Annotated in this window: 23 protein-coding genes; 19 read left to right on the forward strand and 4 right to left on the reverse strand. The window is 68.6% G+C overall.

From position 1 onward, the window contains the following. Positions 1-35: 35 nt before the first annotated feature. The 5 genes from CAP38_RS10590 to CAP38_RS10610 all read left to right on the forward strand — a co-directional run bounded on the left by CAP38_RS10590 (position 36) and on the right by CAP38_RS10610 (position 7,940). Positions 36-656 (forward strand): TRAP transporter small permease subunit, encoded by a 621-nt coding sequence (locus CAP38_RS10590; RefSeq protein WP_086121369.1) that lies wholly within the window; start codon positions 36-38, stop codon positions 654-656. Then, on the forward strand, positions 656-2,641 hold the full coding sequence (locus tag CAP38_RS10595; protein WP_086121370.1) for a TRAP transporter large permease subunit: 1,986 nt from the start codon (positions 656-658) through the stop codon (positions 2,639-2,641). Before CAP38_RS10590 ends, CAP38_RS10595 begins: the two co-directional genes overlap by 1 nt. A gap of 130 nt (positions 2,642-2,771) precedes the next feature. After that, positions 2,772-3,650 (forward strand): PPK2 family polyphosphate kinase, encoded by an 879-nt coding sequence (locus tag CAP38_RS10600; RefSeq protein WP_086121371.1) that lies wholly within the window; start codon positions 2,772-2,774, stop codon positions 3,648-3,650. Between the two features lie 46 nt (positions 3,651-3,696). Beyond that, positions 3,697-6,990: a fused isobutyryl-CoA mutase/GTPase IcmF gene (gene icmF, locus CAP38_RS10605; protein ID WP_086121372.1), complete on the forward strand. Its 3,294-nt coding sequence runs from the start codon at positions 3,697-3,699 to the stop codon at positions 6,988-6,990. Then, complete coding sequence (locus CAP38_RS10610; RefSeq protein WP_179188522.1) at positions 6,987-7,940, forward strand: diacylglycerol kinase family protein; 954 nt, start codon at positions 6,987-6,989, stop codon at positions 7,938-7,940. Before icmF ends, CAP38_RS10610 begins: the two co-directional genes overlap by 4 nt. 1 nt (position 7,941) lies before the next feature. On the opposite strand, the gene CAP38_RS10615 is transcribed toward CAP38_RS10610, so the two are convergent. After that, the gene (locus CAP38_RS10615; protein WP_256924415.1) at positions 7,942-9,069 is read right to left on the reverse strand and encodes a DUF6352 family protein; all 1,128 of its coding nucleotides are present in this window, start codon (positions 9,067-9,069) and stop codon (positions 7,942-7,944) included. A 104-nt stretch (positions 9,070-9,173) separates the two neighbouring features. Between CAP38_RS10615 and rocF the strand changes: the two genes are divergently transcribed. Beyond that, the gene (rocF, locus tag CAP38_RS10620) at positions 9,174-10,103 is read left to right on the forward strand and encodes an arginase (protein ID WP_086121374.1); all 930 of its coding nucleotides are present in this window, start codon (positions 9,174-9,176) and stop codon (positions 10,101-10,103) included. Here the strand turns inward: rocF and CAP38_RS10625 are convergent. Further along, positions 10,075-11,709 (reverse strand): GMC family oxidoreductase, encoded by a 1,635-nt coding sequence (locus tag CAP38_RS10625; protein WP_086121375.1) that lies wholly within the window; start codon positions 11,707-11,709, stop codon positions 10,075-10,077. The two genes, rocF and CAP38_RS10625, sit on opposite strands and share 29 nt — an antisense overlap. A 173-nt stretch (positions 11,710-11,882) precedes the next feature. Here CAP38_RS10625 and CAP38_RS10630 point away from each other — a divergent pair, with 173 nt between their 5' ends. The 3 genes from CAP38_RS10630 (at position 11,883) to CAP38_RS10640 (ending at position 13,314) form a co-directional block, all read left to right on the forward strand. Continuing rightward, positions 11,883-12,734, forward strand: coding sequence for a 3-hydroxybutyryl-CoA dehydrogenase (locus tag CAP38_RS10630; RefSeq protein WP_086121376.1), 852 nt, complete (start codon positions 11,883-11,885; stop codon positions 12,732-12,734). Between the two features lie 77 nt (positions 12,735-12,811). Continuing rightward, the gene (locus tag CAP38_RS10635; RefSeq protein ID WP_086121377.1) at positions 12,812-13,063 is read left to right on the forward strand and encodes a type II toxin-antitoxin system Phd/YefM family antitoxin; all 252 of its coding nucleotides are present in this window, start codon (positions 12,812-12,814) and stop codon (positions 13,061-13,063) included. Beyond that, on the forward strand, positions 13,060-13,314 hold the full coding sequence (locus tag CAP38_RS10640; protein ID WP_086121378.1) for a Txe/YoeB family addiction module toxin: 255 nt from the start codon (positions 13,060-13,062) through the stop codon (positions 13,312-13,314). Before CAP38_RS10635 ends, CAP38_RS10640 begins: the two co-directional genes overlap by 4 nt. Before the next feature lie 13 nt (positions 13,315-13,327). On the opposite strand, the gene CAP38_RS10645 is transcribed toward CAP38_RS10640, so the two are convergent. After that, positions 13,328-14,041, reverse strand: coding sequence for an SDR family NAD(P)-dependent oxidoreductase (locus tag CAP38_RS10645; RefSeq protein WP_086121379.1), 714 nt, complete (start codon positions 14,039-14,041; stop codon positions 13,328-13,330). Between the two features lie 123 nt (positions 14,042-14,164). On the opposite strand from CAP38_RS10645, the gene gorA reads away from it, so the two are divergent. Next, positions 14,165-15,568 (forward strand): glutathione-disulfide reductase, encoded by a 1,404-nt coding sequence (gorA, locus tag CAP38_RS10650; RefSeq protein WP_086121380.1) that lies wholly within the window; start codon positions 14,165-14,167, stop codon positions 15,566-15,568. Positions 15,569-15,587: 19 nt separating this feature from the next. On the opposite strand, the gene CAP38_RS10655 is transcribed toward gorA, so the two are convergent. Beyond that, a complete protein-coding gene (locus CAP38_RS10655) occupies positions 15,588-16,862 on the reverse strand; it encodes a DUF4010 domain-containing protein (RefSeq protein ID WP_086121381.1) in 1,275 nt (424 codons plus the stop codon). A 38-nt stretch (positions 16,863-16,900) separates the two neighbouring features. Between CAP38_RS10655 and CAP38_RS10660 the strand changes: the two genes are divergently transcribed. The 9 genes from CAP38_RS10660 to lspA all read left to right on the forward strand — a co-directional run bounded on the left by CAP38_RS10660 (position 16,901) and on the right by lspA (position 25,172). Continuing rightward, entirely contained in the window at positions 16,901-18,391 is a 1,491-nt protein-coding gene (locus CAP38_RS10660; RefSeq protein ID WP_086121382.1) for an AMP nucleosidase, read from the forward strand. Positions 18,392-18,401: 10 nt separating this feature from the next. Next, on the forward strand, positions 18,402-19,196 hold the full coding sequence (locus CAP38_RS10665) for an ABC transporter ATP-binding protein (RefSeq protein ID WP_086121383.1): 795 nt from the start codon (positions 18,402-18,404) through the stop codon (positions 19,194-19,196). Continuing rightward, the gene (locus CAP38_RS10670) at positions 19,193-19,966 is read left to right on the forward strand and encodes an ABC transporter permease (RefSeq protein ID WP_306297702.1); all 774 of its coding nucleotides are present in this window, start codon (positions 19,193-19,195) and stop codon (positions 19,964-19,966) included. Before CAP38_RS10665 ends, CAP38_RS10670 begins: the two co-directional genes overlap by 4 nt. Positions 19,967-19,981: 15 nt before the next feature. After that, positions 19,982-20,683, forward strand: coding sequence for an ABC transporter substrate-binding protein (locus tag CAP38_RS10675; protein WP_256924416.1), 702 nt, complete (start codon positions 19,982-19,984; stop codon positions 20,681-20,683). Between the two features lie 430 nt (positions 20,684-21,113). Next, complete coding sequence (locus CAP38_RS15390; protein ID WP_179188523.1) at positions 21,114-21,302, forward strand: hypothetical protein; 189 nt, start codon at positions 21,114-21,116, stop codon at positions 21,300-21,302. A gap of 243 nt (positions 21,303-21,545) precedes the next feature. After that, positions 21,546-23,072 carry an IS21 family transposase gene (gene istA, locus CAP38_RS10680; protein WP_086121385.1) on the forward strand — a complete coding sequence of 509 codons (1,527 nt, stop codon included), beginning with the start codon at positions 21,546-21,548 and terminating at the stop codon, positions 23,070-23,072. Continuing rightward, positions 23,065-23,865, forward strand: coding sequence for an IS21-like element helper ATPase IstB (gene istB / locus CAP38_RS10685; RefSeq protein WP_086121386.1), 801 nt, complete (start codon positions 23,065-23,067; stop codon positions 23,863-23,865). Before istA ends, istB begins: the two co-directional genes overlap by 8 nt. Further along, positions 23,862-24,077 carry a hypothetical protein gene (locus tag CAP38_RS10690; protein WP_086121387.1) on the forward strand — a complete coding sequence of 72 codons (216 nt, stop codon included), beginning with the start codon at positions 23,862-23,864 and terminating at the stop codon, positions 24,075-24,077. Before istB ends, CAP38_RS10690 begins: the two co-directional genes overlap by 4 nt. Positions 24,078-24,269: 192 nt before the next feature. Beyond that, positions 24,270-25,172 carry a signal peptidase II gene (lspA, locus tag CAP38_RS10695; RefSeq protein ID WP_143435813.1) on the forward strand — a complete coding sequence of 301 codons (903 nt, stop codon included), beginning with the start codon at positions 24,270-24,272 and terminating at the stop codon, positions 25,170-25,172. The last annotated feature ends 4 nt before the right edge of the window (positions 25,173-25,176 follow it).

The raw sequence follows: 25,176 nt of genomic DNA on the forward strand, positions 1-25,176 counted from the left end.
GCCTGCGGGCGCCCTTTTCTCTTTCGGAAGCTGACATGCAAAAACTATTACTCACGGTGGATCGGCTGTCGACTTGGTTCGGCAAGATCTGCGCCTGGACCGTCGTTGGTCTCACCCTCCTCATCACCTGGGAGGTCTTCTCCCGGTACGTGCTCAACAACCCGCATGCCTGGGTGCTGGATGCCCAGATCATGCTGTACGGCGTGCTGTTCATGACCGCCGGCGCCTACACCCTGGCCAAGAGCGGCCACGTGCGCGGCGACGTGCTCTACGGCTTCTTCCAGCCGCGCACCCAGGCCTGGGTCGACCTGATCCTCTACATCGTCTTCTTCCTGCCCGGCATCATCGCACTGACCTATGCCGGCTGGTTCTTCTTCCAGGATTCCCTGGCCATCAAGGAACAGACCTTCAACGCCGACCCGCTGCCGGTCTACCCGTTCAAGTTCGTGGTGCCCCTGGCCGGCGCCTTCCTGCTGCTGCAGGGCATCGTGGAAATCATCCGTTGCGTCATCTGCATCAAGACCGGCGAGTGGCCCTCGCGCGAGGAGGATGTGGAAGAAGTCGACGTGGACAAACTCAAGCAGATGGTGAACGTGAACGACGCCGACATTGAAGCGCTGGACCAGCTGGCCCCGGCCAAGAAAGGTGGCCAGTGATGAAGATCCGCAAGGAACTCTGGTTCGGCTTCTCGCTGATGGGGCTGATCATTGCAGCCGCCCTGACCATGGTCTTCAGCGTGGAGACCATGACCAACGGCCACTACGGCCTGCTGATGCTCTCGCTGGTGGTCGTGGCCATCATGCTGGGCTTCCCGACCGCCTTCACCCTGATGGGCATGGGCATGATGTTCGCGTTCTTCGCCTACCACTCGGGCGACCAGACCGCGGCCGGCGCCATGAAGCAGACGCTGGACCTGATGGTGCAGCGCGCCTTCTCGGTGATGGGCAACGACGTGCTCATCTCGATCCCGCTGTTCGTGTTCATGGGTTACCTGGTCGAACGCGCCAACCTGATCGAGAAGCTGTTCCACAGCCTGCACCTGTCGCTGGCCCGTCTGCCCGGCTCGCTGGGCGTGGCCACGCTGGTGACCTGTGCCGTGTTCGCCACCGCCACCGGCATCGTGGGCGCCGTGGTGACGCTCATGGGCCTGCTGGCCCTGCCGCAGATGCTCAAGAACGGCTACGACGTGCGCCTGTCGGCCGGTGCCATCACCGCCGGCGGCTGCCTGGGCATCCTGATCCCGCCGTCGGTGCTGCTGATCGTCTATGGCGCCACCGCCGGCGTGTCGGTGGTGCAGCTGTACGCCGGCGCCTTCTTCCCCGGTCTGATGCTGGCGGGTCTGTACATCGCCTACTTCATCATCATGGCCAAGATCAAGCCGGCCTGGGCACCTGCACTCACCGCCGAACAGCGCATGGTGCCGCTGCCGCCGCAGCTCAAGGCCATCGGCGCCACCAGCGACGGCTGGGCGCTGGGCAACCTGATCAAGGCACTCAAGGGCCGCAACAACCAGAACGTGTCGACCAAGTACCTGCTGGGCCAGCTGGCCATCGTGCTGGCACCGGCCGTGCTGTTCGCTGCCGTGTCCTACGCCAGCTACCTGAACGCCACCACCGTGGTGGTGGAAGAGACCTACACCGAGCTGCAGGCCATGGGTTCGGGTTCGAGCACCGAGGCCAGCGGCGAGGACGAAGGGGGTCTGGCCGAGCCGGAAGGTGTGTCGGAGCCGGAAGGCGCTGACGACGGCGTGGCCCTGCCCCCGGGTGCCGAAGACGACAAGGCCCAGGCCGAGGAAGCCGCAGCACCGGCCGCTGCCGATGCAGTGGCGCTCCCGCCGGGTGCCGGTGGTGCGGCTGCCGAGGGCGCTGCCGCAGGTGCCACCACCAAGCCGGCGTCCACCGGCTTCTGGATCGGGTTCGGTGTCGGCGCGCTGGCGCTGGTGGCGTTCTACTGCATCCTCAGCCATGCCCGGCTGGAGATCTTCAAGATGCTGCTCTCCAGCTTCTTCCCGCTGCTGGTGCTCATCCTGGCGGTGCTGGGCTCGATCGTGTTCGGTCTGGCCACGCCCACCGAGGCAGCGGCCGTGGGCGCGTTCGGCGGCTTCATCCTGGCCGCTGCCTACCGGCAGCTGACCTTCAACGTGGTCAAGGAAAGCGTGTTCCTCACCGCCAAGACCAGCGCCATGGTGTGCTGGCTGTTCGTCGGCTCGGCCATCTTCTCGGCAGCGTTCGCCCTGCTGGGCGGCCAGGAGCTGGTGGAGCAGTGGGTGCTGTCGATGAACCTGTCGAAGACCGAGTTCCTGATCATGTCGCAGGTGCTGATCTTCATCCTGGGCTGGCCGCTGGAGTGGACCGAGATCATCGTGATCTTCATGCCCATCTTCATCCCGCTGCTGGACAACTTCGGGGTCGACCCGCTGTTCTTCGGCCTGCTGGTGGCCCTGAACCTGCAGACCGCCTTCCTGAGCCCGCCGGTGGCCATGAGCGCGTTCTACCTCAAGGGCGTGGCACCGAAGCATGTGACGCTGAACCAGATCTTCGCCGGCATGCTGCCGTTCATGGGGATCCAGATCATCGCCATCATCCTGCTCTACCAGTTCCCGGCGATCGGCATGTGGCTGCCGGAGGTGCTGTACCGGTAAGCCGGAGACAGTTCCTCATTCCTCCAGGGGCGCGAAAGCGCCCCTTTTTCATGGTCGGTCCGGATGGTCGATTCCGACGAATGGGGTTACCATTGACGTTTACGTTAACGTCAATCCAGCTGCCACGTCCATGCCCAACGCCGCCGACGTCCGCCTGCCCTTCCCCACTGCCGCCATAGAGGCCGCCAAGGGCAGTGCCTGGGCCGCATGGCAGATCGACACCGGCCTGCGCAAGCCGGTGGACCTGAAGGCGCTCGATCCTTCGGCCAAGCCCTTCTCCAGCGGGGACAAGGCCGCCGACAAGACCGCCCTGGAAGCGCTGGCCGGCCAGATCGACACACTGCAGAACCTGTTCCATGCCGACGGCCGCCACCGCCTGCTGGTGGTGCTGCAGGGCACCGACACCTCGGGCAAGGACGGCACGGTGCGCAGCGTGTTCGCGCGCACCAGCCCGCTGGGTGTGCACACCGTGGGCTGGAAGGCCCCGACCGAGCTTGAACGCGCCCACGACTACCTCTGGCGCATCCACCAGCGCATGCCGGGCAACGGCGAGATCATGGTGTTCAACCGCAGCCACTACGAGGACGTGCTGGTGCCAGTGGTGGAGGGCTGGATCGATGCCGACATGCAGCAGCGCCGCTTCCGCCACATCAACGATTTCGAGCGCCTGCTGGCCGAGACCGGCACCGTGATCCTCAAGTTCATGCTGCACATCGACCGCGACGAACAGCGCCAGCGCCTGCAGGACCGCATCGACGACCCGCAGAAGCACTGGAAATTCAGCCGTGGCGACCTCGACGCCCGCCTGAAATGGGACCACTACCAGCAGGCCTACGGCCAGTTGCTGGCCGCCACCAGCACGCCCTGGGCACCCTGGACCGTGGTGCCGGCCAACTCCAAGACGCACCGCAACCTGATGATCGCCACCCTGGTGCGCGACTGCCTGCGTGCCCTGGACTTGCGCTTTCCGCCCGAAGACCCCACGCTGCATGGCCTGCGCGTGACCTGAGCCGCCTCACCGACCTGACCCGATCCCCCGAGAAGAGAGAGACACCATGACCCAGCTTTCCGCCGACTACCAGGCCCTGGCCAACTACCGGCCGACCCACAAGGTGCGCTTCGTCACCGCTGCCAGCCTGTTCGACGGGCACGACGCGGCCATCAACATCATGCGGCGCATCCTGCAAGGCATGGGGGCCGAGGTGATCCACCTGGGTCACAACCGCAGCGTGGACGAGGTGGTGACCGCCGCCCTGCAGGAAGACGTGCAGGGCATCGCGATCAGCTCCTACCAGGGCGGCCATGTGGAGTACTTCAAGTACATGGTCGACCTGCTGCGCCAGCGCGGCGGCTCGCACATCCAGGTGTTCGGCGGCGGCGGCGGCGTGATCGTGCCGGCCGAGATCAAGGAGCTGCAGGACTACGGCGTGGCCCGCATCTACAGCCCGGAAGACGGCCAGCGCATGGGCCTGCAAGGCATGATCGGCGAGATGGTCATGCGCTGCGACCAGGACCTCACGCCGCACGCCCCCAAGGACCTGAGCGCCATCACCGGCCATGGCGAGATGAACTGGCGCGCCCTGGCCCAGCTCATCACCGCGCTGGAGAACGGCAGCGCCGACAGCGCCCTGGTGGCCTCGGTGCGCCAGGCCGCCGCCGCGCGCCAGGTGCCGGTGCTGGGCATCACCGGCACCGGAGGTGCCGGCAAATCCAGCCTGACCGACGAACTCATCCGCCGCCTGCGCCTGGACCAGAACGACGCCCTGCGCGTGGCCGTCATCAGCATCGATCCCTCGCGCCGCAAGAGCGGCGGCGCCCTGCTGGGCGACCGCATCCGCATGAACGCCATCAACCCGTGGCAGCAGGGCCCGCGCGTGTTCATGCGCAGCCTGGCCACGCGCGACTTCGGCAGCGAGATCAGCGCCGCCCTGCCCGACGTGGTGGCCGCCTGCAAGGCCGCCGGCTTCGATCTGGTGGTGGTGGAAACCTCGGGCATCGGCCAGGGCGATGCCGCCATCGTCCCGCACGTGGACGTGCCCATGTATGTGATGACGCCGGAATTCGGCGCCGCCAGCCAGCTCGAGAAGATCGACATGCTCGACTTCGCCCAGTTCGTGGCCATCAACAAGTTCGACCGCAAGGGTGCGGCCGATGCGCTGCGCGACGTGGCCAAGCAGGTGCAGCGCAACCGCGAGGCCTGGGGCACGCCCACCGAGCAGATGCCGGTGTTCGGCACCATGGCCGCCCGCTTCAACGACGACGGCGTGACCGCCCTCTACCAGGCCCTGCGTGGCCGGCTGGCCGAACTCGGCCTGCCGCTGACCGAGGGCCGGCTGCGGCCGGTGGCGGTGCGCCACAGCACCAACCAGACGCCCATCGTGCCGGGCGCGCGCACCCGCTACCTGGCCGAGATTGCCGACACGGTGCGCGGCTACAAGCAGCGCGCCCGCCAGCAGGCCAAACTGGCCCGCGAGATCCAGCAGCTGCGCGCCGCCGCCGAGATGCTGCGCGTCGAGAAGCCCGAGCGCTCGCGCGCGGCCGAGGCCACCATCGACCTGGCCCAGGTGCGTGAACTCGACCAGGACCCGGCCGCCCGCAAGCTGCTGCAGCAGTGGCCCGACATGCAGAAGGCGTATGCCGGCGACGAGTACGTGGTGAAGATCCGCGACAAGGAGATCCGCACCGCGCTCACCACGAAGTCGCTCTCGGGCACCACCATCCGCAAGGTGGCCCTGCCCACCTACGAAGACCACGGCGAACTGCTCAAGTGGCTGATGCTGGAGAACGTGCCCGGCAGCTTCCCCTACACCGCCGGCACCTTCGCCTTCAAGCGCGAGGGCGAGGACCCGACCCGCATGTTCGCCGGCGAGGGCGATCCGTTCCGCACCAACCGCCGCTTCAAGCTGCTGTCCGAAGGCATGCCGGCCAAGCGCCTGTCCACCGCCTTCGACTCGGTCACCCTCTACGGCAACGACCCCGACCTGCGCCCGGACATCTACGGCAAGATCGGCAACTCCGGCGTGAGCATCGCCACGCTGGACGACATGAAGGTGCTCTACAGCGGCTTCGACCTCTGCCACCCGGCCACCTCGGTGTCCATGACCATCAACGGCCCGGCGCCCAGCATCCTGGCGATGTTCATGAACACCGCGATCGACCAGAACCTGGAGAAGTTCGAAGCCGAGAACGGCCGCGCGCCCACCGACACCGAAGCCGCCAAGATCCGCGAATGGGTGCTGGCCAACGTGCGCGGCACGGTGCAGGCCGACATCCTCAAGGAAGACCAGGGCCAGAACACCTGCATCTTCAGCACCGAGTTCAGCCTGAAGGTGATGGGCGACATCGCCGAGTACTTCGTGCACCACGACGTGCGCAACTTCTACTCGGTCTCCATCAGCGGCTACCACATCGCCGAGGCCGGGGCCAACCCGATCAGCCAGCTGGCCTTCACGCTCTCGAACGGCTTCACCTTCGTCGAGGCCTACCTGGCCCGGGGCATGCACATCGACGACTTCGCGCCCAACCTCTCCTTCTTCTTCAGCAACGGCATGGACCCGGAGTACACCGTGATGGGCCGCGTGGCGCGCCGCATCTGGGCGGTGGCCATGCGCGAGAAGTACGGTGCCAACGAGCGCAGCCAGAAGCTCAAGTACCACATCCAGACCTCGGGCCGCAGCCTGCATGCGCAGGAGATCCAGTTCAACGACATCCGCACCACGCTGCAGGCGCTGATCGCCATCTACGACAACTGCAACAGCCTGCACACCAACGCCTTCGACGAGGCCATCACCACCCCGACCGAAGAGTCGGTGCGTCGGGCCATGGCCATCCAGCTCATCATCAACCGCGAATGGGGACTGGCCAAGAACGAGAACCCGAACCAGGGCGCCTTCATCATCGACGAGCTCACCGAGCTGGTGGAAGAAGCGGTGCTGGCCGAGTTCGAGAAGATCGCCGAGCGCGGCGGCGTGCTGGGCGCCATGGAGACCGGCTACCAGCGCGGCCGCATCCAGGACGAGTCGATGCACTACGAGATGCTCAAGCACACCGGCGAGCTGCCCATCATCGGCGTCAACACCTTCCGCAACCCGCACGGCGATGCCATCCCGGAGAAGCTGGAACTCGCCCGCTCGACCGAAGAGGAAAAGCAGAGCCAGCTCCAGCGGCTGGCCGACTTCCACACCCGCCACGCCGGCGAGGCCCCGGCCATGCTGCAGCGCCTGAAACAGGCGGTGATCGACAACACCAACGTGTTCGAGGTGCTGATGGACGCGGTGCGGGTGTGTTCGCTGGGCCAGATCACCAGCGCCCTCTTCGAGGTGGGCGGTCAGTACCGCCGCAACATGTGAAGCCGTCCGGCCCGCCGCCCTGTGTGCTGCTCAACCCGCACGCCCAGGGGGGTCGGGTGGCGCGTCTGTGGCCGGTGCTGCAACGGGTGCTGCCGGCCCTCGACCCGCAGGCCAGCCTGCGGTCGCTCGACACCCCGGCCGAAGCCGCCCGGGTGATCGGCGCATTGCCGGCCGGCACGCGGGTGGTGGCCGTGGGGGGCGACGGCACGCTGCACCGCTGGCTGCCCGCCCTGATGACCGCACAGGCCGAGCTGGCGGTGGTGCCCATGGGCAACGGCAACGATGTGGCCCGCGCCCTGGGCCTGGTGCCGCTGCGCACGGCGGAATGGGTGAGCGGCTCCACCGACACGCTGGTGCGCCGGCTGGCCCACGCGCTGCGGGCGCCAGCGCGGCCGATCGACCTGGGCCGGGTGGAATGGACCGACGCCGACGGACAGCCGCAAGTGCGGCCCTTCATCTCCAGCCTGACGGTGGGCTTTGATTCGGCCGTGGTGCGCCGCACGCTGGATGTGCCCTCGGGCCTGCGCGGACTGCCGCGCTACCTGTGGGCCACGCTGGGCGAACTGGTGCACCTGCGCAACTGGTCCTTGACGGTGACGGCCGACGGCAGTGCGGTGCACCAGGGCCCTGCCCTCATGGCCTCCAGCCTGAACACGCCCACCTTCGGCGCCGGCATGCCGGCCGCGCCCGATGCCCGCATCGACGACGGCCAGCTCGATCTGCTGCTGGCGGGCCGCTTCGGGCGGCTGGGCGCCCTGGGCATGCTGCCGCGGCTGCTGACCGGCACCCACCGGGGCCATGCCCGGGTGCAGATGCTGAGGTACCGCGAACTCGCCATCAGCAGCCCCGCCCCGGTGCCGGTGGCCGCCGATGGCGAATGGCTGGGCCGCACCGCCCGGCTGCGGGTGGTGGTGCAGCCGGCTGCGTTGCAGGCGGTGCGCCAGGGCTGAGTCAGGCCGGCACCAGGCGGTCCGGATCGATCGGCAGGTTGAGCAGCAGGTTCTGCGGCTTGAGCTTGAGCAGGCCATCGGCATTCATGGCCAGACCCAGGTAGATCGGCCGGCCTCGCAGGCCTTCGGCCAGGTCCTCGCGCAGCGGCGCATCGGCGGGCAGCTGCAGCCGGAACAGGCTGATCAGCCGCTGCTGCCGCGCCTCGTCCACCGGCCGGCCTTCGTACAGGTCGTTGAGCAGCGCAGTGGATTCGGCATCCAGCCCCAGGTGCCAGCGCCAGGCCGGATCGTCCACCCGGGCCTCGGGCGTCACCGTGGCCGTCAGGCCGTGCACGTGGGACAGCCAGCGCTCCAGCACCCGGGCCAGGGCCTTCAGGCCGGACTGGCTGCGGGTCATGGTGAGCGTGAGTCCATGCGAGAGGTGCTGCTGCACCTCGTGGGTGGCGTCCAGCACGAAGGGGTGGTGGTCGTTGACCGCGCGGCTGGCCAGGTAGGCGGCGGCGTTGCCGTCGTCCAGCACCCGCACCTGGGCCTGGGGCACGCTGGCGCCGGCCTGCCGCAGCAGGCTGCCGATGCTGCCCAGGCCGCCGGTCTCGTTCAGGCGGTCCAGCGTGTCGGCATCGCCCAGCAGCACGCGGCCGTCCTGCACCCGCACCCGTTGCCGGCGGAACAGCAGCTCGGCGGCACGCCACTGCCAGGCGTCGTCCACCGTCTCCAGGGCACGACCGGCAATGGCCTGCACCAGCAGGTCCAGGAACAGCGGCGGCAGCTGGATGGCCCCGCTGCGGAAGAAGCTGCACCACGCCGCCTCCAGCGTGCCGGCGCCCTGCACCGCGTCGCGCAGGGCCAGGAAGAGGCGGTAGTTGTCGCGCACATCGGGGTCGCGCAGGGCCTGGATCTGCCCCGGCAGCACGCTGCGCAGCGGGTCGAGCAGCAGGGCCTCGTGCAGCCCCTGTTCGGCCACGCACGACTCCTCCACCAAGGCCAGCTCGGGCCGCTGCAGCCAGACCCGCCAGTAATCCGGCGTGGGCACGCAGTGGCCGCGCGCATCGCGGCCCAGGGCGGACAGGCCGCAGCCGGGCCAGAGGAGGGCAGCGGACGAAGTGGGGGAGGCGGGGGCAGAGGTCACGGCGGGCACGCAGACAGGTGGGGTTGCGGCCGCAGCCGCGTGGAACCCCGGGATTGTGCGGCAGTGGCCTTGTCCCCATGCGGTCGCTGGCGACAATACCGGCCATGAACACCTACGTGAGCCTGATTGGCGTTCCCACCGACATCGGCGCCGGCGCGCGCGGCGCCTCCATGGGGCCTGAAGCCCTGCGCGTGGCGGGCCTCGCCTCCGTGCTGGCCGGCCATGGGCTGGATGTGCTGGACCGGGGCAACCTGAGCGGCCCGGCCAACCCCTGGCTGCCGCCGGTGGACGGCTACCGCCACATCGACCAGGTCGTCGAGTGGAACCGCACCCTGCACGAGGCCGTGCACGCCGAACTGCACGGGGGCCGCATGCCCATCGTGCTGGGCGGCGACCACTGCCTGGGCCTGGGCTCCATCAGCGCGGTGGCCCGCCACTGCCGCGAGACGGGCCGGCGCCTGCGGGTGCTGTGGCTGGACGCCCATGCCGACTTCAACACCGCCGAACTCACCCCCAGCGGCAACCTGCACGGCATGCCGGTGGCCCTGTTGTGCGGCATGGGGCCGGCGGCGCTCACCGGCATCGGCGGCACCACGCCGGCCATTCACCCGTCGGTGGTGCGGCAGATCGGCATCCGCAGCGTGGACCCGGGCGAGAAGCGCCTGGTGCACGAGCACGGGCTCGAGGTGTTCGACATGCGCTACATCGACGAGATGGGCATGCGCCACACCATGGAGCAGGCCCTGGCGGGCCTGGATGACGACACCCACCTGCATGTGAGCTTCGACGTGGACTTTCTGGACCCCGCCATCGCCCCGGGCGTGGGCACCACCGTGCCCGGCGGCCCCACCTACCGCGAGGCGCAGCTGTGCATGGAGATGATTGCCGACACCGGGCGCCTGGCCTCGCTGGACGTGATGGAGCTCAACCCGGCGCTCGACGAACGCAACCGCACCGCGCTGGTGGCCGTGGACCTGATCGAGAGCCTGTTCGGCAAGTCCACCCTCATGCGGCAGCGCGCGCCGCGCGCATGAGGTCCACCGCCTTCTCGGCCATCATGATCACCGGGGCATTGGTGTTGCCCCCCACCACCTCGGGCATGACCGAGGCATCCACCACCCGCAGGCCGTCCATGCCGTGCACCCGCAGCTGGGCGTCCACCACCGCACCGGCGGCGGCATCGGGCCCCATGCGGCAGGTACCCACCGGGTGGTAGATGGTGTCCGCATGCCGGCGCACGAACTGCTCGATCTGGGCATCGGTCTGCGCGTCGGCACTGGCCGCCGACTCGCGCCCGCCATGCCGCGCCAGCGCCGGCTGGCCCAGGATGCGCCGCACCTCGCGGAAACCCCGCACCAGCCGGGCCACATCGTCCGGGTCCTGCAGGAAGGCCGGGTCGATCAGGGGCGCGACCTGCGGATCGGCGCTGGCCAGCCGCAGGGTGCCCCGGCTCTTGGGCCGCAGCAGGCACACATGGCAGGAATAGCCATGGCCCAGCACCGTCTTGCGGCCATGGTCCACCAGCTTGCCGATGACGAAGTGCAGCTGCAGGTCGGGGATGGCTTCGGACGGCTGGCTGCGGATGAAGCCGCCGGCCTCGGCAAAGTTGGTGGTGAGCATGCCCCGACGGTGCCGTCGCCATTCAACGATGCCGCGCAGCGCCGCCCAGATGCCGCGCGGCGAGATGCCCAGCAGGTCCTTCACGCCGGGCGCGTTCATCACCAGCACCACGTCCACATGGTCGTGCAGGTTGGCGCCCACGCCGCTCAAGGGGTGCAGCGGCTCGATGCCCACCCCGCGCAGGTGATCGGACGGGCCGATGCCCGAGAGCATCAGCAGCTGCGGTGAACCGAAGGCCCCTGCGCTCAGCACCACCTCGCCACCGGGCTTGCAGGACAGCTGCTGCAGCGGGCCACGGCCGGCATCAGCACGGTATTCGATGCCGGTGGCGCGCAGGCGGCCGCCGGCACCGGGGGTGGTCAAGACCCGGCACACCAGCGCACCGGTGACCACGGTGAGATTGGCACGCCCCAGACTTGGCGTGAGGTAGGCCTTGGCGGCACTGAAGCGCTCGCCGTTCCTGTGGGTGACCTGATAGACCCCCACGCCCTCCTGGTCGGGGCCGTTGAAGTCGGGGTTGAACGGATGGCCTGCCTGCTGGCCGGCCTCCACGAACGAAGGCAGGAAGCTGTTCGGGCTGCACAGGTCCATGACGTTGAGCGGGCCGCCCTGGCCATGCAGGGCATCGGCGCCGCGCTCGTTGTGCTCGGCCCGCTTGAAGTAGGGCAGCACCTCGTCGAAGGACCAGCCCGGATTGCCCTGGGCGGCCCAGGCGTCGTAGTCCTGCCGGTGGCCGCGGGCGTAGATCATGGCGTTGATGGAGCTGGACCCCCCCAGCACCTTGCCGCGCGGCTGGTAGCCCCGGCGGCCGTTCAGGCCGGGCTGCGGCACGGTGTCGAAACACCAGTTGGCCTGGCCGTTGCGGGCCATCAGGGCCAGCCCGGCCGGGCAGTGGATGAGCACGCTGGCATCCGGCGGGCCGGCCTCGACCAGGGCCACCCGCACCGCAGGGTCCTCGCTGAGCCGGCCGGCCAGCACACAGCCGGCCGAGCCACCGCCCACGATGATGTAGTCGTACATGCCTGTCTGTCTCCATGGTGAGCCGCGCGCCCCGGGTGGTGCGCGACAATCGCCGGGCAAGTTAGCACAGGGCCTGCGCGCCCTTTAGGCAGCACCGCCTAGGAATGACGCCACAGCGACCCGTGCGGCATGAATCGCCGGGTTTCCCCCAACATCGACACGAGGTTTATTGAATGAGCAGCATCCAGACCGTGGGCATCATCGGCTCGGGCACCATGGGCAACGGCATCGCGCAGGCCTGCGCCACCAGCGGCATCCGCGTGGTCATGGTCGACATTGCGCAGGCCGCCGTGGACAAGGGCCTGGCCACCATCGCCGGCAGCCTGGACCGGCTGATCAAGAAGGACAAGCTCACCGCCGAAGGCAAGGCCCAGGCGCTGGCCCTGATCAAGGGCTCCACCAGCTACGACGACCTCAAGGGCGCCGACCTGGTCATCGAGGCCGCCACCGAGAACGAGGCGCTCAAGGTCAAGATCCTGCAGCAGCTCGACGGCCTGCTGGCGCCCGAGGTGATCGTGGCCACCAACACCAGCTCGATCTCCATCACCAAGCTGGCCGCCGCCACCCAGCGTGCCGACCGCTTCATCGGCATGCACTTCTTCAACCCGGTGCCGCTGATGGCGCTGGTGGAGATCATCCGCGGCCTGCAGACCAGTGACGCCACGCACGACGCGGTCAAGGCCCTGGCCGAGCGCCTGGGCAAGAGCCCGATCACGGTCAAGAACGCGCCGGGCTTCGTGGTCAACCGCATCCTGGTGCCCATGATCAACGAGGCCTTCTTCGTGCTGGCCGAAGGTCTGGCCACCCCGGAAGACATCGACGCCGGCATGAAGCTCGGCACCAACCAGCCCATCGGCCCGCTGGCCCTGGCCGACATGATCGGCCTGGACGTGTGCCTGGCGGTGATGAACGTCTACATGGCCGAGTTCAACGACAGCAAGTACCGCCCGGCCCCGCTGCTCAAGGAAATGGTGGCGGCCGGCTGGCTGGGCCGCAAGACCGGGCGCGGTGTGTACACGTATTGACCCCACCCGATCGCCGGCATCCGATCGGCAGGATCCCGCCTGTACAATTTTCTGTACTTGCACAGACGGTTCCTGCCATGAACGCCATCAGCTACACCGCCGCCCGGGCCAACCTGGCCCACACCATGGATCGGGTCTGCGAAGACCATGAGCCCCTGATCATCACGCGCAACGGGCAACCGTCGGTGGTGATGTTGTCGATGGAAGACTTCCAGTCGCTGGAAGAAACGGCTTATCTGCTGCGCAATCCCGAAAACGCCCGGCGCCTGTTGTCGGCGGTTGAATCCCTGGGCGCGGGCAAGGGCAAGACCCGGCAGCTGGTCAAGTGAAGCTGGTCTTCGCAGAGGAAGCCTGGGAGGACTACCTCTACTGGCAGCAGCAGGACAAACGCACCGTCAGGCGCATCCATGAATTGATTGCCGCCACCCAGCGCGACCCGTTTTCCGGCATTGGCAAACCGGAGCCCTTGCGGCATGCCCTGGCCGGTTTCTGGTCTCGCCGCATCACCGACGAACACCGCATGGTGTACCGGGTCGAGCAGGACGCACTGCTGCTGGCCCAGCTTCGTTACCACTACTGAACCACCCGCCTGGTCACCAAGGAATCGTCAACCCATGGTGGTCGAAAAATCCACCGTTGCTGCCCTCGGGCAGCGTGTCCATCACCTGCAGCAGCTCCTGCGCAGCCACGGCGGGCGGGCGCACGTCCAGGCCGGTCTTGGCGAAGGGTTGTGACAGGGCGGTGTCCACCGTGCCGGGGTGCAGGGCCACACACAGGGCCTGCGGGCAGCGGCGGGCCAGTTCGATGGCCGCCGTGTGCACCAGCTGGTTGAGTGCGGACTTGGAGGCGCGGTAGCCGTACCAGCCGCCCAGGCGGTTGTCACCGATGCTGCCCACCCGCGCCGAGATGAAGGCCGCCACGCTGCGCCCCTGGCGCGGCAGCAGCGGCAGGCAGTGCCGCATGACCAGCGCCGGGCCGATGGCGTTGACCAGGAACAGCCGCTGCAGCGCCGCTGCGTCCAGGTGGTTCCAGCTGCGTTCGGGCTGTACGGCGCCTTCGTGCAGGATGCCGGTGGCCACCACCAGGCGGCGCAGCGGCAGGCCGGTGCGTTCCTGCTCGCCGGCGATGTGCTGCGCCACACGGGCCACGCTGGCCTCGTCGGCGTAGTCGAGGCCGGGTGCGGTGCGCCGGCCGATGGCCAGCACCGTGTGGCCCTGCTCGCGCAGGCCCTCGGCCAGTGCGGCACCGATGCCGCCGGTACCGCCGAGCACCACGGCCAGGGCGGGAGAGTCGTGGGTGGAGTCCATGGCGGCCCATCATAGGAACGACCGGTCGGCGCTGCCGGCCGCGGTGGCGATGGCCGCAGCCGATCCGGGGCCTTGGCCGTGCCGGCGGACGGGCCTGCAGACCCCGGCGCTACCATGCGCCGCATGGAACAACACGACTTCGATCTCTTCGTCATCGGTGGCGGCAGCGGCGGTGTGCGCGCCGCCCGCATGGCCGCGCAACGCGGCGCCCGCGTGGCCCTGGCCGAGGTGCTGGGCACCAGCGGGCTGGGCGGCACATGCGTGAACGTCGGCTGCATTCCCAAGAAGCTCTACAGCTACGCCGCGCACTATGCCGAGGCGTTCGAAGAGGCGGCCGGCTTCGGCTGGGACACCGCGGGCGGCACGCTCGACTGGGCACGGCTGAAGCAACGCCGCGCCGCCGAGATCAGCCGACTCAACGGCATCTACGGCAACCTGCTGGGCGGCTCGGGTGTCACCCGCATCGACGGCTTTGCGCGCCTCACCGGGGCGCATTCGGTCAGCGTGGCCACGCAGCAGGCCGACGGGTCGACCACGCACCGCGACTTCACGGCGGCCCACATCCTGATCGCCACCGGCGGCACACCCTTCGTGCCGGACTTTCCGGGGCGCGAGCATGTGATCACGTCCAACCAGATCTTCGACATCGATCCCTTCCCGCAGCGGCTGGTGGTGGTGGGCGGCGGCTACATCGCCTGCGAGTTCGCGTCCATCTTCAACGGCCTGGGTGCGAAAGTGACCCAGCTCTACCGGGGCGAGCAGGTGCTGCGCGGCTTCGACGACGAGATCCGCCACTTCGTGGCCGGCGAGATGGTCAAGCACGGCGTGGACCTGCGCCTGGGCGCCGAGGTTCGGTCGGTGCAGAAGCAGTCCGACGGCCTGCTTGTGACCCTGCAGGACGGCCGGACCCTGGTGGCCGACGCGGTGCTCTACGCCACCGGCCGCGTGCCGCTGGTGAAGGACCTGGGCCTGGACACCGTGGGCGTGGCCCAGGGCAAGCAGGGCGAGGTGCGGGTGGACGAGAACTACCGCACCAGCGTGCCGCACATCTTCGCGGTGGGCGATGTGACCGACCGGGTGCAGCTCACGCCGGTGGCCCTGGGCGAGGCCATGGTGGTGGTGGACCAGATCCTGGGCGCCGCGCCGGGCAAGGCGCCGCGCAGCATGAGCTACGAGTACATCCCCACGGCCGTGTTCACCCACCCCTCCATAGGCACCGTGGGCCTGAGCGAACAGGCGGCACGCGAACGCTACGGCGACGTGACCATCTTCCGCAGCGAATTCAAGGCGCTGCGCCACACCCTCTCGGGCAGCACCGAGCGCACGCTCATGAAGCTGGTGGTGGACACCGCCAGCGACCGGGTGGTGGGCCTGCACATGGTGGGCGCCGAGGCCGGCGAGATCGTGCAGGGTTTTGCGGTGGCCATGAAGGCCGGCGCCACCAAGGCGGTGTTCGACAGCACCATTGGCATCCACCCCACGGCAGCCGAAGAATTCGTGACCATGCGCGAGCCGGTGCGGCGCTGAGGACGGGCCGGCCGCCGGTTCAGACCAGCAGCACGGCCACGCCCGCCAGCGTGTGCAGCCACAGCCCCGGGGCCAGCCAGCGGACATAGGCCCAGCCACCGGACACGGCCGCGGTCACGGTCTTGCTGGCTGCATGCACCAGCAGGGCCAGGACGACGGCGCGCTCGGCCACCGGATCCGGCGGCCCCCCGGTGAACACGGCGGCCAGTGCCGCGTGCAGATCCGCCAGCGATCCCAGCACCACCCCGGCCAGCAGACCGGCGTCGCCCAGCCAGCGCTGCAGCAGGTGGACCAGCACCTGCACACCCGCCAGCAGCGCAGCCACCGCCAGCGCCCCGCGCAGGCTGAACATGCGATCCGATCCCGAGCCGGCCAGGCCTTCGATGCGCGGTGTGGCCAGCGGCCCTTCGGCCGGGCCGGGTTCGGTCGCACCGTGCACCAGCCAGAGGCCTGCGGCCAGCGCCAGACCCGCCGCGACCACCGCCGACAGGCCCACATGGGGCAGCCAGGCCGGCATCACGGCCGCCGCCACCATGACCATCTGCACCTGTGTGGCCACGCAGCTGAGCAGGCCGCCGCCGGCCAGCACCCGCACCGCCGCCCCGGGCTCGCGCGCCGACACGCCCAGGGTGGCAATCGTGGCCGTGCTCGACGCCAGGCCGGAAGCCAACGACGACAGCACCACCGCGTGCCGCGCCTGCAGCAGCCGGCGGGCCAGATGGGCGCCCGACTGCACCAGCAGCAGCAGCGACAGCAGCTGACCCACGCGCTGCGGGTTCACCGTGTCCCCCAGCATCTGCCGGTCGGGCAGCAAGGGCAGCACCACCAGCAGGAGTGCGGCGAGAACGATGCCGTCGCGCACCTCGGCCGGGCGCAGCCAGTGCAGGGCAAAGCCATGCAGGCGCTCGCGGGCGGCCAGCAGGGCGGTCAGGCCCACGGCCAGTGCGGCCGCCGGCAACAGGCGCCAGGTGCACAGCACGCCGATCAGGTAGGTCAGCAGCAGCGCCACCTCGGTGGTCACGCCGGGATCGTCGGACCGGTCGCGCGCGTAGGCCACCACGCCCAGCGCCGCCACGAAGGCCGCGCCCACCACGACCAGGCCGGTCACGCCGCTGAGCGCAGCCGCCGCCCCCATGACGCAGGTCAGGGTGAAGGTGCGCAGGCCGGCCAGGGCGCGGGTCGGTCCGCTGCCCTTGCGGCGCTCACGCTCGATGCCCACCAGCAGCCCGCAGCCCAGCGCCGCGCTCAGCACGGTGGCTGCGCGCAGCAGGTCGGGATCGAGGGAGCTGGTCATGGTGGTGAAGCGGGTACTGCACGGGCCACAATAAGCCCATGCAACGATCGCCCGACTTTACCGCCCCCCTCTTCTTCACCGACCCGGCCGCCGCCCTGCAGCAGGTCGAGCGCATCTACCAGCACAACGTCGACTTCCTGCGCCAGGCGATGCGCGAGTTCGTGGCCGGCGGCGATTTCCAGCACACCCACGTGCGGGCCTGCTACCCCTTCGTGCGGCTGCACAACCCCAGCGTGCTGCGCCAGGGCGGGCCCTCCCGGCTGAGCTACGGCTTCGTGGCCGGGCCGGGCAAGTTCGAGACCACCCTCACCCGCCCCGACCTCTACGCCGACTACTACCTGGAGCAGTTCCGCCTGCTGCTGGCCAACCACGGCGGCGAGCTGGAGGTCGGCACCAGCACCCAGCCCATACCGATCCACTTCTCGTTCGCCGAGAACGACCACATCGAAGGCCAGATGGACGCCACCCGCCGCGCGCAGATGCGCGACGTGTTCGACCTGCCCGACCTCACCGTCATGGACGACGGCATCGCCAACGGCACCCATGTGCCGGCCCCGGGCGAGCCGCACCCGCTCTCCCTTTTCACGGCGCCCCGGGTGGACTACTCGCTGCAGCGGCTGCGCCACTACACCGGCACCTCGCCGACCTGGTTCCAGAACTTCGTGCTGTTCACCAACTACCAGTTCTACATCGACGAGTTCATCCAGCTCGGCCATGCCGAGATGGCCAACCCCGACAGCCCCTACGACGCCTTCATCGAACCGGGCAATGTGGTCACGCGCCGGGCGGGCCTGCCGCCCGAGTCCGACGATGCCGCCGGTCAGGCCCCGCCACGCCTGCCGCAGATGCCGGCCTACCACCTGATCCGGCGCGACCGCAGCGGCATCACCATGGTCAACATCGGTGTGGGACCGGCCAACGCTAAGACCATCACCGACCACATTGCCGTGCTGCGCCCGCACGCCTGGCTGATGCTGGGCCACTGCGCCGGCCTGCGCACCACCCAGCAGCTGGGCGACTATGTGCTGGCCCATGCCTATGTGCGCGAGGACCATGTGCTGGACGAGGAACTGCCGCTGTGGGTGCCCATTCCGGCCCTGGCCGAAATCCAGCTGGCCCTGGAGGCCGCCGTGGCCGACGTGACCGGCGTGCCGGCGCAGGAGCTCAAGCGCATCATGCGCACCGGCACCGTGGCCAGCACCGACAACCGCAACTGGGAGCTGCTGCCGGACAACACGCCGCAGCGCCGCTTCAGCCAGAGCCGGGCGGTGGCGCTCGACATGGAAAGCGCCACCATCGCCGCCAACGGATTCCGCTTCCGCGTGCCCTACGGCACCCTGCTGTGCGTGAGCGACAAGCCGCTGCACGGCGAGATCAAGCTGCCCGGCATGGCCAACCATTTCTACCGCGAGCGGGTCGACCAGCACCTGCGCATCGGCATCCGCGCCATCGAGTTGCTGCGCGAGCACGGGGTCGACCAGCTGCACAGCCGCAAGCTGCGCAGCTTCTCCGAAGTGGCGTTTCAGTGACTCCGGTGTCATGCGGATGAACACAACGGCAGCCCTCGCACCGACGATCGAGCTGCACGATGTCGTCAAGCGCTACGCCAGCGGCACCTTGGCGCTGCAGGGCATATCGTTCGACGTCGGAGCTCGCGAATTTGTCTCGCTGCTCGGGCCCTCGGGCTGCGGCAAGAGCACAGTGCTGCGACTGGTCGCCGGGCTCGATGAGGTGACCGGCGGACGCATCTCCTCACCCGCGCTCGGCAGCGCCACGACGAGCGACACCGCCTTTGTCTTCCAGGATCCGACGCTGATGCCCTGGGCCAGCGTGTTCGACAACGTCTGGCTGCCGCTGCGGCTGGCGGGGCAATCGAAGGACGACGCGACGGCTCAGGTGCGACAAGTGCTGGCTCTGGTGGGCCTGGCCGAGTTTGAAACGGCCTTTCCGGCGGAGCTGTCCGGCGGCATGCGCATGCGCACTTCGATCGCCCGCGCCCTGGTCACGAAGCCGCACGTGCTGCTGATGGACGAGCCCTTCGCCGCGCTCGACGAGATCACCCGGCAGCGGCTCAATGCCGACCTGCTGGCCTGGTGGCAATCGAATGCGCTGGCAGTGCTGTTCGTCACCCACAGCGTGTTCGAGGCAGTATTCCTGAGCCAGCGCGTGCTGGTGATGGGCGCACGGCCGGGCCGCATCGTGGCAGAGGTCGTCGTGGTCGAGCCAATGCCGCGCACCGCCGAGTTCCGCACCTCGCAGCGCTACGCTCAGACCTGTCGAGATGTGACGCGCGCTCTGGAAGTCGCCTCTGCTGCAGACGGGCTCAGCGCGTGAAACGCTGGATGCCGCTGCTGAGCGTGGTCGGCTGGTTGCTGGCCTGGGAGGCGCTGGTGCGTATCGCTCAGATTCCGTCGTACACCCTGCCCGCACCGAGCGTGGTGCTGCAGACCCTGTTTGCCAACCTCGGTTCGCTCTCCATGAGCTGGTGGTTCACGCTGAAGATCACTTTTGGCGCACTGGCGCTGGCCTGCCTCGGCGGCATGATGATTGCCGCGGTGTTCACCTTGTCGGCATCGATCGAAGCGGTGCTGCTGCCACTGGCGGTGGTGCTGCAGGTGACGCCGGTCGTTGCGATCGCGCCGCTGATGCTGATCTACATCGACAGCACCACCGCGGCGCTTTTGCTGTGCGCCTGGATCGTGGCCTTCTTCCCGATCCTGTCGAACACGGTGATGGGCCTGCGCGCGGCCGACCCCTTGCTGCGCGACCTGTTCCGGCTGTACCGAGCGACACCACTGCAGCGACTGAAGCTGCTGCTGATGCCGAGCGCGCTGCCTTACTTCGTCGCCGGGCTGAAGGTGTCGGGCGGACTCAGCCTGATCGGCGCCGTCACAGCTGAAATGGTGGCGGGCGCGGCGGGCCGCGAAACCGGGCTGGCCTCGCGCATTCTGGAGGCGAGCTTTCGCACCGAGACACCGAAGATGTTCGCCGCCTTGCTGTTGCTGGTGGCCACGGGTCTGATGATCTACGGTGCATCGAACGCGCTGTCGCGCCGGCTGCTGGCACGCTGGCACGCCGCGGAACAGTCTCGGGAATCGATGTAGTCCAGGAGGCCATTGATGTCGACTTTTTCTTTTCGCCTGGGTGCGGTCGCCTGTTTCCATGGGCTCATCGTCCTGAGCTGCCTGTCGCCATCCTCGGCGCACGCCGAGGACAAGATCCGCTTTGCCACCAACTGGAAGGCACAGGCGGCGCATGGCGGCTTCTACCAGGCGATCGCCGACGGCACCTACAAGAAGTACGGTCTGGACGTGACGCTGCTGCAGGGCGGCCCGCAGGTGAACAACCGGCCGCTTCTGCCGGCAGGTCGCATCGACTTCCTGATGACCGGAAACCTGCTGCACAGCTTCGACAACGTGAAGAACGGCGTACCGACCGTCGTCGTCGCGGGCATGTTCCAGAAGGACCCACAAGCCCTGATCGCCCACCCCGGCCAGGGTTACGAGAACTTCGGAGCGCTGAAATCGGCGCCCATGGCGCTGATCGCCAAGGATGCGCAATTCAGCTGGTGGGCTTGGCTGAAGGTCGTGCACGGCTTCCGAGATGAGGCACTGAAGCCTTACAACTACAACCTAGGTCCCTTCCTCGCCAACCCGAAGGCGATTCAACAAGGTTATTCGGTGGCCGAGCCGATCTATGTCGAAGGGCAAGGGCGCTTCAAGCCGGTGGTGCACCTGCTGGCTGATCACGGCTTCAGCACTTATTCGACGGTGATCGAGGCATGTGAACGCTGGTCAGGAACCGCACCTATTCGCTGGTGAGGTGGCGGTTTTCCATTTGAGCTGATCGACTGGACTTGGTTGGGGGTGCACCTGCCCGGCCGCCCTGCAGGGCGGCCGGGCAGGTGCCGCCAATGGCTGGGGCGCCATGCTGGAGCGGTCGATGCATACCGGGGCGATGTGGCGGCCTCGGCGGCACGCCGGCCGTAGGGGGCCACGCTCGAGATACAACAGCGCTCATGCCGAAGAAGGTGGGCGCGGCAACGGCCAATCTCGCCGGCAAGCCTGACAACCGTACCGCGCCCTACACCGTGCCGATGAAGGTGGTGCCGCGTCAGTGTGGCATCTCTGGGACGCGTCCGTCCAGCACTGCAGCTTCGGTTGTCGACCGGGGTGAGCATGGATGCTCCAGGGCGCATGTTCTTGTGCGCACGCTGCCGCGTACAGGTCGTGCTGTGCAGCCACTGCGACCGTGGCAATCGCTACTGTGGCCGGCCCTGCTGGCGCCTGGCGCGAGATGCAGCTCGGCGCGAGAGCGCTCGTCGATACCAACGCTCGCGGCGCGGCCGGCTGGCCCATGCTGAGCGGTCGCGTCGATGGCGCCAACGCTGCCGTGCACGCGGCGATGGTGATGGTGGCGCTTGCAACGACAGTGGTCTGAGGCAGAACGTGACGCACCAGGGTTGCCCGCCCGCGGCAGCTGCGGCTCCACTGGCCTTATGGACACAACCCAACATCTCGACGCCCGAGCTTGCGCAGACGCCCGCCACGGCGACCGCCACTGCAACCGTGCCCACCGCCCACGCTCCATGGTTATGCCGGCGTTGTGCCAGGCCTCAGCCCGGCTTGGTGCGGCAAGGCTTCTTGCGCCACGGCCCGCGCCCAGCGCCTCCAGGGTGGCGCCATGACCATAGCCCCTGACCTGGTTGCCCAGATCCTGCGTCTGCATACCGCGGAGAAGTGGCGGGTTGGCACTATCGCCAGGCAGCTGCATGTCCACCGCGACACCGTGCGCCGAGTGCTGGCGGTCAACGGGCAAGCCGTGCCGCCCTCACCGCTGCGTCCCAGTCGCATCGATGCCTACCGGCCGTTCATCCTCGCAACGCTGGCGAAGTTCCCCACGCTGACCGCGGCGCGGCTGTACGCCATGGTCTGCGAGCGCGGCTATGTGGGCTGTGACTCTCACTTCCGCCACCTCATCGCCGAATTGCGTCCGCGCCCGTCTGCCCAGGCCTACCTGCGCCTGCGAACGCTGCCCGGTGAGCAAGCGCAAGTGGACTGGGGCCACTTCGGTCATCTGCAGATCGGCCGTGCCCGGCGCCCGCTGATGGCCTTCGTCATGGTGCTCAGCCACAGCCGCATGATCTTCCTGCGCTTCTTCCTGGACGCTCGCATGGATAGCTTCCTGCGAGGCCATGTCGAGGCCTTCGTCGCCTTCAACGGTTGCCCCCGGGTCGCCCTGTATGACAACCTGAAGAGCGCGGTGCTTGAGCGCCAGGGCGAGGCCATCCGCTTCAACCCCGAGTTGCTGGCCCTGGCTGCCCACTACTGCTTCGAGCCGCGCCCAGTGGCCGTGGCACGGGGCAACGAGAAGGGCCGCGTGGAACGCGCCATCCGGTTCATCCGCGACAGCTTCTTCGCCGGACGCACGTTCACCGACTTGGCCGACCTCAACGCGCAGGCCCGGCTGTGGTGCCTGGGCGTGGCCGCCAACCGGCGTTGGCCCGAGGACTGCGGCCTGAGCGTACGTCAGGCCTTCGAGGCCGAGGGCCGCAGCTTGATGGCACTGCCCGAGACAGCCTTCGCACTGGGCGAACGCGTGGCCGTGAAGGTCGGCAAGACACCTTACGTGCGCTTCGACACCAACGACTACTCGGTGCCGCACACCCATGTGCGACGCACGCTGACGGTGCTGGCCGACGAGCAGTGGGTGCGCGTGCTTGACGGCGCCACCGAACTGGCGCGCCACCGGCGTTGCTGGGACAGCCGCGCGCAGATCGAGGATGACGCCCATGTGCAGCGTCTGGTCGAAGCCAAGCGCGCAGGCCGTGCCCACCGCGCCTGCGACCGCCTGGCGCAGGCCGCGCCAGCCAGCGCCCAGTTGCTCCAGCGCGCCGGCGAGCGCGGCGAGAACCTGGGCTCGATCACCGCCACCCTGATGCGGCTGCTCGATCGCTGGGGCGCTGCTGCGCTGCAGGCCGGCATCACCGAGGCGTTGGCGCGCGACGTGGCACACCCCAACGCCGTGCGCCTGGCGCTGGAGCGCGCCCGTATGGCCAGCGGCGAGCCGCCGCCAGTGGCGCTGGTGTTGCCTGAGCACGTGGCCAAGCGCGACGCGCCGGTGCGCACCCATGAACTGCGGTCCTATGACCGCCAGCCTGCCCAGCAAGCCGACCAGCCCCAGGACCCTGCGGAGAGCCCCGATGAGTAACCCCAACACCCCCGCTGCGCTGCGCGAGCAGGCCGCCGCACTGCGCCTTCATGGCTTGATCGAGCACTGGGCCCAAGTGATGGCCCAACCGGAGCAGGCGCACTGGGTGGCGCAGATGCTGGGCTGGGAGGCCGCAGAGCGCAGCCGCCGCAGCCTGGAGCGCCGTCTGCGCGAGGCACACCTCGGGCGCTTTAAGCCACTGGCCGACTTCGACTGGGCCTGGCCCAGGCAGATCGACCGTGCCGCCGTCGAAGAACTGATGACACTGGACTTCATCAAGGAAGCCAGCAATGTTGTCTTGGTCGGCCCCAACGGCGTGGGCAAGTCCATGTGTGCCTGCAACATCGGCTACCAGGCGGTGCTGGCCGGGCACACGGTGCTCTTCACCACCGCCGGGCAGTTGCTGGGCGAGCTTGCCGCGTTGGACAGCGACTCCGGCCTGCGGCGCAAGCTGCGCCAGTACGCCGCCCCGGACGTCCTCATCATCGACGAGGTCGGCTACCTGTCGTACTCGAATCGCCACGCCGATCTGCTGTTCGAGCTGGTCAGCCGGCGCTACCAGCACAAAAGCACGGTGGTGACGACGAACAAGGCGTTCGCCGACTGGGGCGAGGTCTTCCCCAACGCGGCCTGCGTGGTCTCGCTGATCGACCGGCTGATGCACCGTGCGGAGGTGGTGCGCATTGACGGCGACTCCTACCGGGCCAAGGAAGCCCAGGAGCGCGAGGTCCAGCGCCTGGCGGCACGCTCGGCCAAGGCAACGCCGGCGCGGCCTCGACGGGCAGCAGCATGAGCGCCGTACCGTGGCCACCGACGTCCACGTCCGCCGCGGTGGTCGTGCCGGCGCATTGGACGCCCGAGCAAGCACTGGCCGTCGCCGAATGCCTGCAGGCCATGCGCCAAGCGCTGTGGGCCAGCTATGGGTCCCAAATGCAGCAGGCCTGGCGCGAACAGCTCATGCCTGACACGGGCCCGCCCGAGTTCATTCCCGACGAGCCGTTCTGACCCACCAAACACAGCCCAGACTCCCGAGATCGACCTCACACCCAGCCCGCCCCAGCAGGGTCTGCATGCAGACCCTGTTGCCATTGGGCCGTGACCAATTCAACCCATGTTCACGCTCGCCCGAAAAACCGCCACCTCGCCAGCGAATAGAGGCGGATTTATGTCAGCGGCAACACCTGGCTCATCAAGGACTTGTTCTCGTTTCCACGTCCCTTCGAGGTCATGGAGTTGTCTGCGCCGGCAATAGCGCGGCCGTCGAGCACGGCAAGCCTGCCCAGCGGCCACTCGGTCTACGCCGCGCTGCTGGTGGCCACGCTCTGGCCGCTGTCCGGGGCTGCTGGCAGAGCTGCCACGGCGGTGCTGGCCGCGGCGGTGGGCTGGGCACGGGTGGCGCAAGGGCTTCACTTCCCGGCCGACGTGGTGTGGGGCTGGGTTACGGGCTTGGCGTGCGCAGGCTTGGCTGGCTGGGTACTGTCGACGACACTGGCGCAACGGTTCGGTCGCTCGGCCGGCGCTTGGGCCAACCTCATCGCCGAGCGGCTCTTGCGGTTCGCTTCGCAATCCCCGAGCGCGCAACCGGATGGACGACGTCCCGCCGAACTACCGAGTCGCCTGCGCTTTTCTTGGTGGGCGCTGGCGTTTTCGATTGCCGGCATCGATCTGATGATCAAGAGCGCCATTCACGGCGGGTTGCCATACGGTGTCTCGATCTCAGTGACTGCGTTCTTCAACGTCGTGCATCACTGGAACACCGGGGCGGCCTTCGGCATGCTGGCCGATGCCGGTGGGTGGCAGCGGTACTTCCTAGCCTCGCTGGCAGCGGCCGTGTCCCTCGTTCTCCTCGGAACCCTTCTGACGCGGCTGCACCCGATGGAGGCGCTGGGATTCGCATTGCTCACGGGCGGCGCGCTCGGCAACGGCATCGAGCGCGTGCTGCGTGGCTACGTCGTCGATTACCTCGACTTTCATTGGAGTGGCGTCCACTGGCCGGCATTCAATCTGGCCGATGTGTCGCTGTCAGCCGCGGTCGTGGCCATCGTTCTGACCTGGTACAGGCCGACTTGGAGCACGCGACCAAGCGAGGCAGGACGATGAGAAG

It is taken from the genome of Hydrogenophaga sp. IBVHS2 (genome assembly GCF_002127215.1).
Taxonomy (GTDB): Bacteria; Pseudomonadota; Gammaproteobacteria; order Burkholderiales; family Burkholderiaceae_C; genus Hydrogenophaga.

Excerpts from the sequence above, each read along its gene's own strand:
- CAP38_RS10645 (WP_086121379.1), bottom strand. The coding sequence starts at position 14,041 with ATGGACTCCACCCACGACTCTCCCGCCCTGGCCGTGGTGCTCGGCGGT.
- gorA (WP_086121380.1), top strand. The coding sequence starts at position 14,165 with ATGGAACAACACGACTTCGATCTCTTCGTCATCGGTGGCGGCAGCGGC.
- istB (WP_086121386.1), top strand. The coding sequence starts at position 23,065 with ATGAGTAACCCCAACACCCCCGCTGCGCTGCGCGAGCAGGCCGCCGCA.
- CAP38_RS10655 (WP_086121381.1), bottom strand. The coding sequence starts at position 16,862 with ATGACCAGCTCCCTCGATCCCGACCTGCTGCGCGCAGCCACCGTGCTG.
- CAP38_RS10590 (WP_086121369.1), top strand. The coding sequence starts at position 36 with ATGCAAAAACTATTACTCACGGTGGATCGGCTGTCGACTTGGTTCGGC.
- CAP38_RS10690 (WP_086121387.1), top strand. The coding sequence starts at position 23,862 with ATGAGCGCCGTACCGTGGCCACCGACGTCCACGTCCGCCGCGGTGGTC.
- CAP38_RS10665 (WP_086121383.1), top strand. The coding sequence starts at position 18,402 with ATGCGGATGAACACAACGGCAGCCCTCGCACCGACGATCGAGCTGCAC.
- icmF (WP_086121372.1), top strand. The coding sequence starts at position 3,697 with ATGACCCAGCTTTCCGCCGACTACCAGGCCCTGGCCAACTACCGGCCG.
- CAP38_RS10675 (WP_256924416.1), top strand. The coding sequence starts at position 19,982 with ATGTCGACTTTTTCTTTTCGCCTGGGTGCGGTCGCCTGTTTCCATGGG.
- CAP38_RS10635 (WP_086121377.1), top strand. The coding sequence starts at position 12,812 with ATGAACGCCATCAGCTACACCGCCGCCCGGGCCAACCTGGCCCACACC.
- CAP38_RS10595 (WP_086121370.1), top strand. The coding sequence starts at position 656 with ATGAAGATCCGCAAGGAACTCTGGTTCGGCTTCTCGCTGATGGGGCTG.
- rocF (WP_086121374.1), top strand. The coding sequence starts at position 9,174 with ATGAACACCTACGTGAGCCTGATTGGCGTTCCCACCGACATCGGCGCC.
- CAP38_RS10630 (WP_086121376.1), top strand. The coding sequence starts at position 11,883 with ATGAGCAGCATCCAGACCGTGGGCATCATCGGCTCGGGCACCATGGGC.
- istA (WP_086121385.1), top strand. The coding sequence starts at position 21,546 with ATGACCATAGCCCCTGACCTGGTTGCCCAGATCCTGCGTCTGCATACC.
- CAP38_RS10600 (WP_086121371.1), top strand. The coding sequence starts at position 2,772 with ATGCCCAACGCCGCCGACGTCCGCCTGCCCTTCCCCACTGCCGCCATA.
- CAP38_RS10625 (WP_086121375.1), bottom strand. The coding sequence starts at position 11,709 with ATGTACGACTACATCATCGTGGGCGGTGGCTCGGCCGGCTGTGTGCTG.
- CAP38_RS10660 (WP_086121382.1), top strand. The coding sequence starts at position 16,901 with ATGCAACGATCGCCCGACTTTACCGCCCCCCTCTTCTTCACCGACCCG.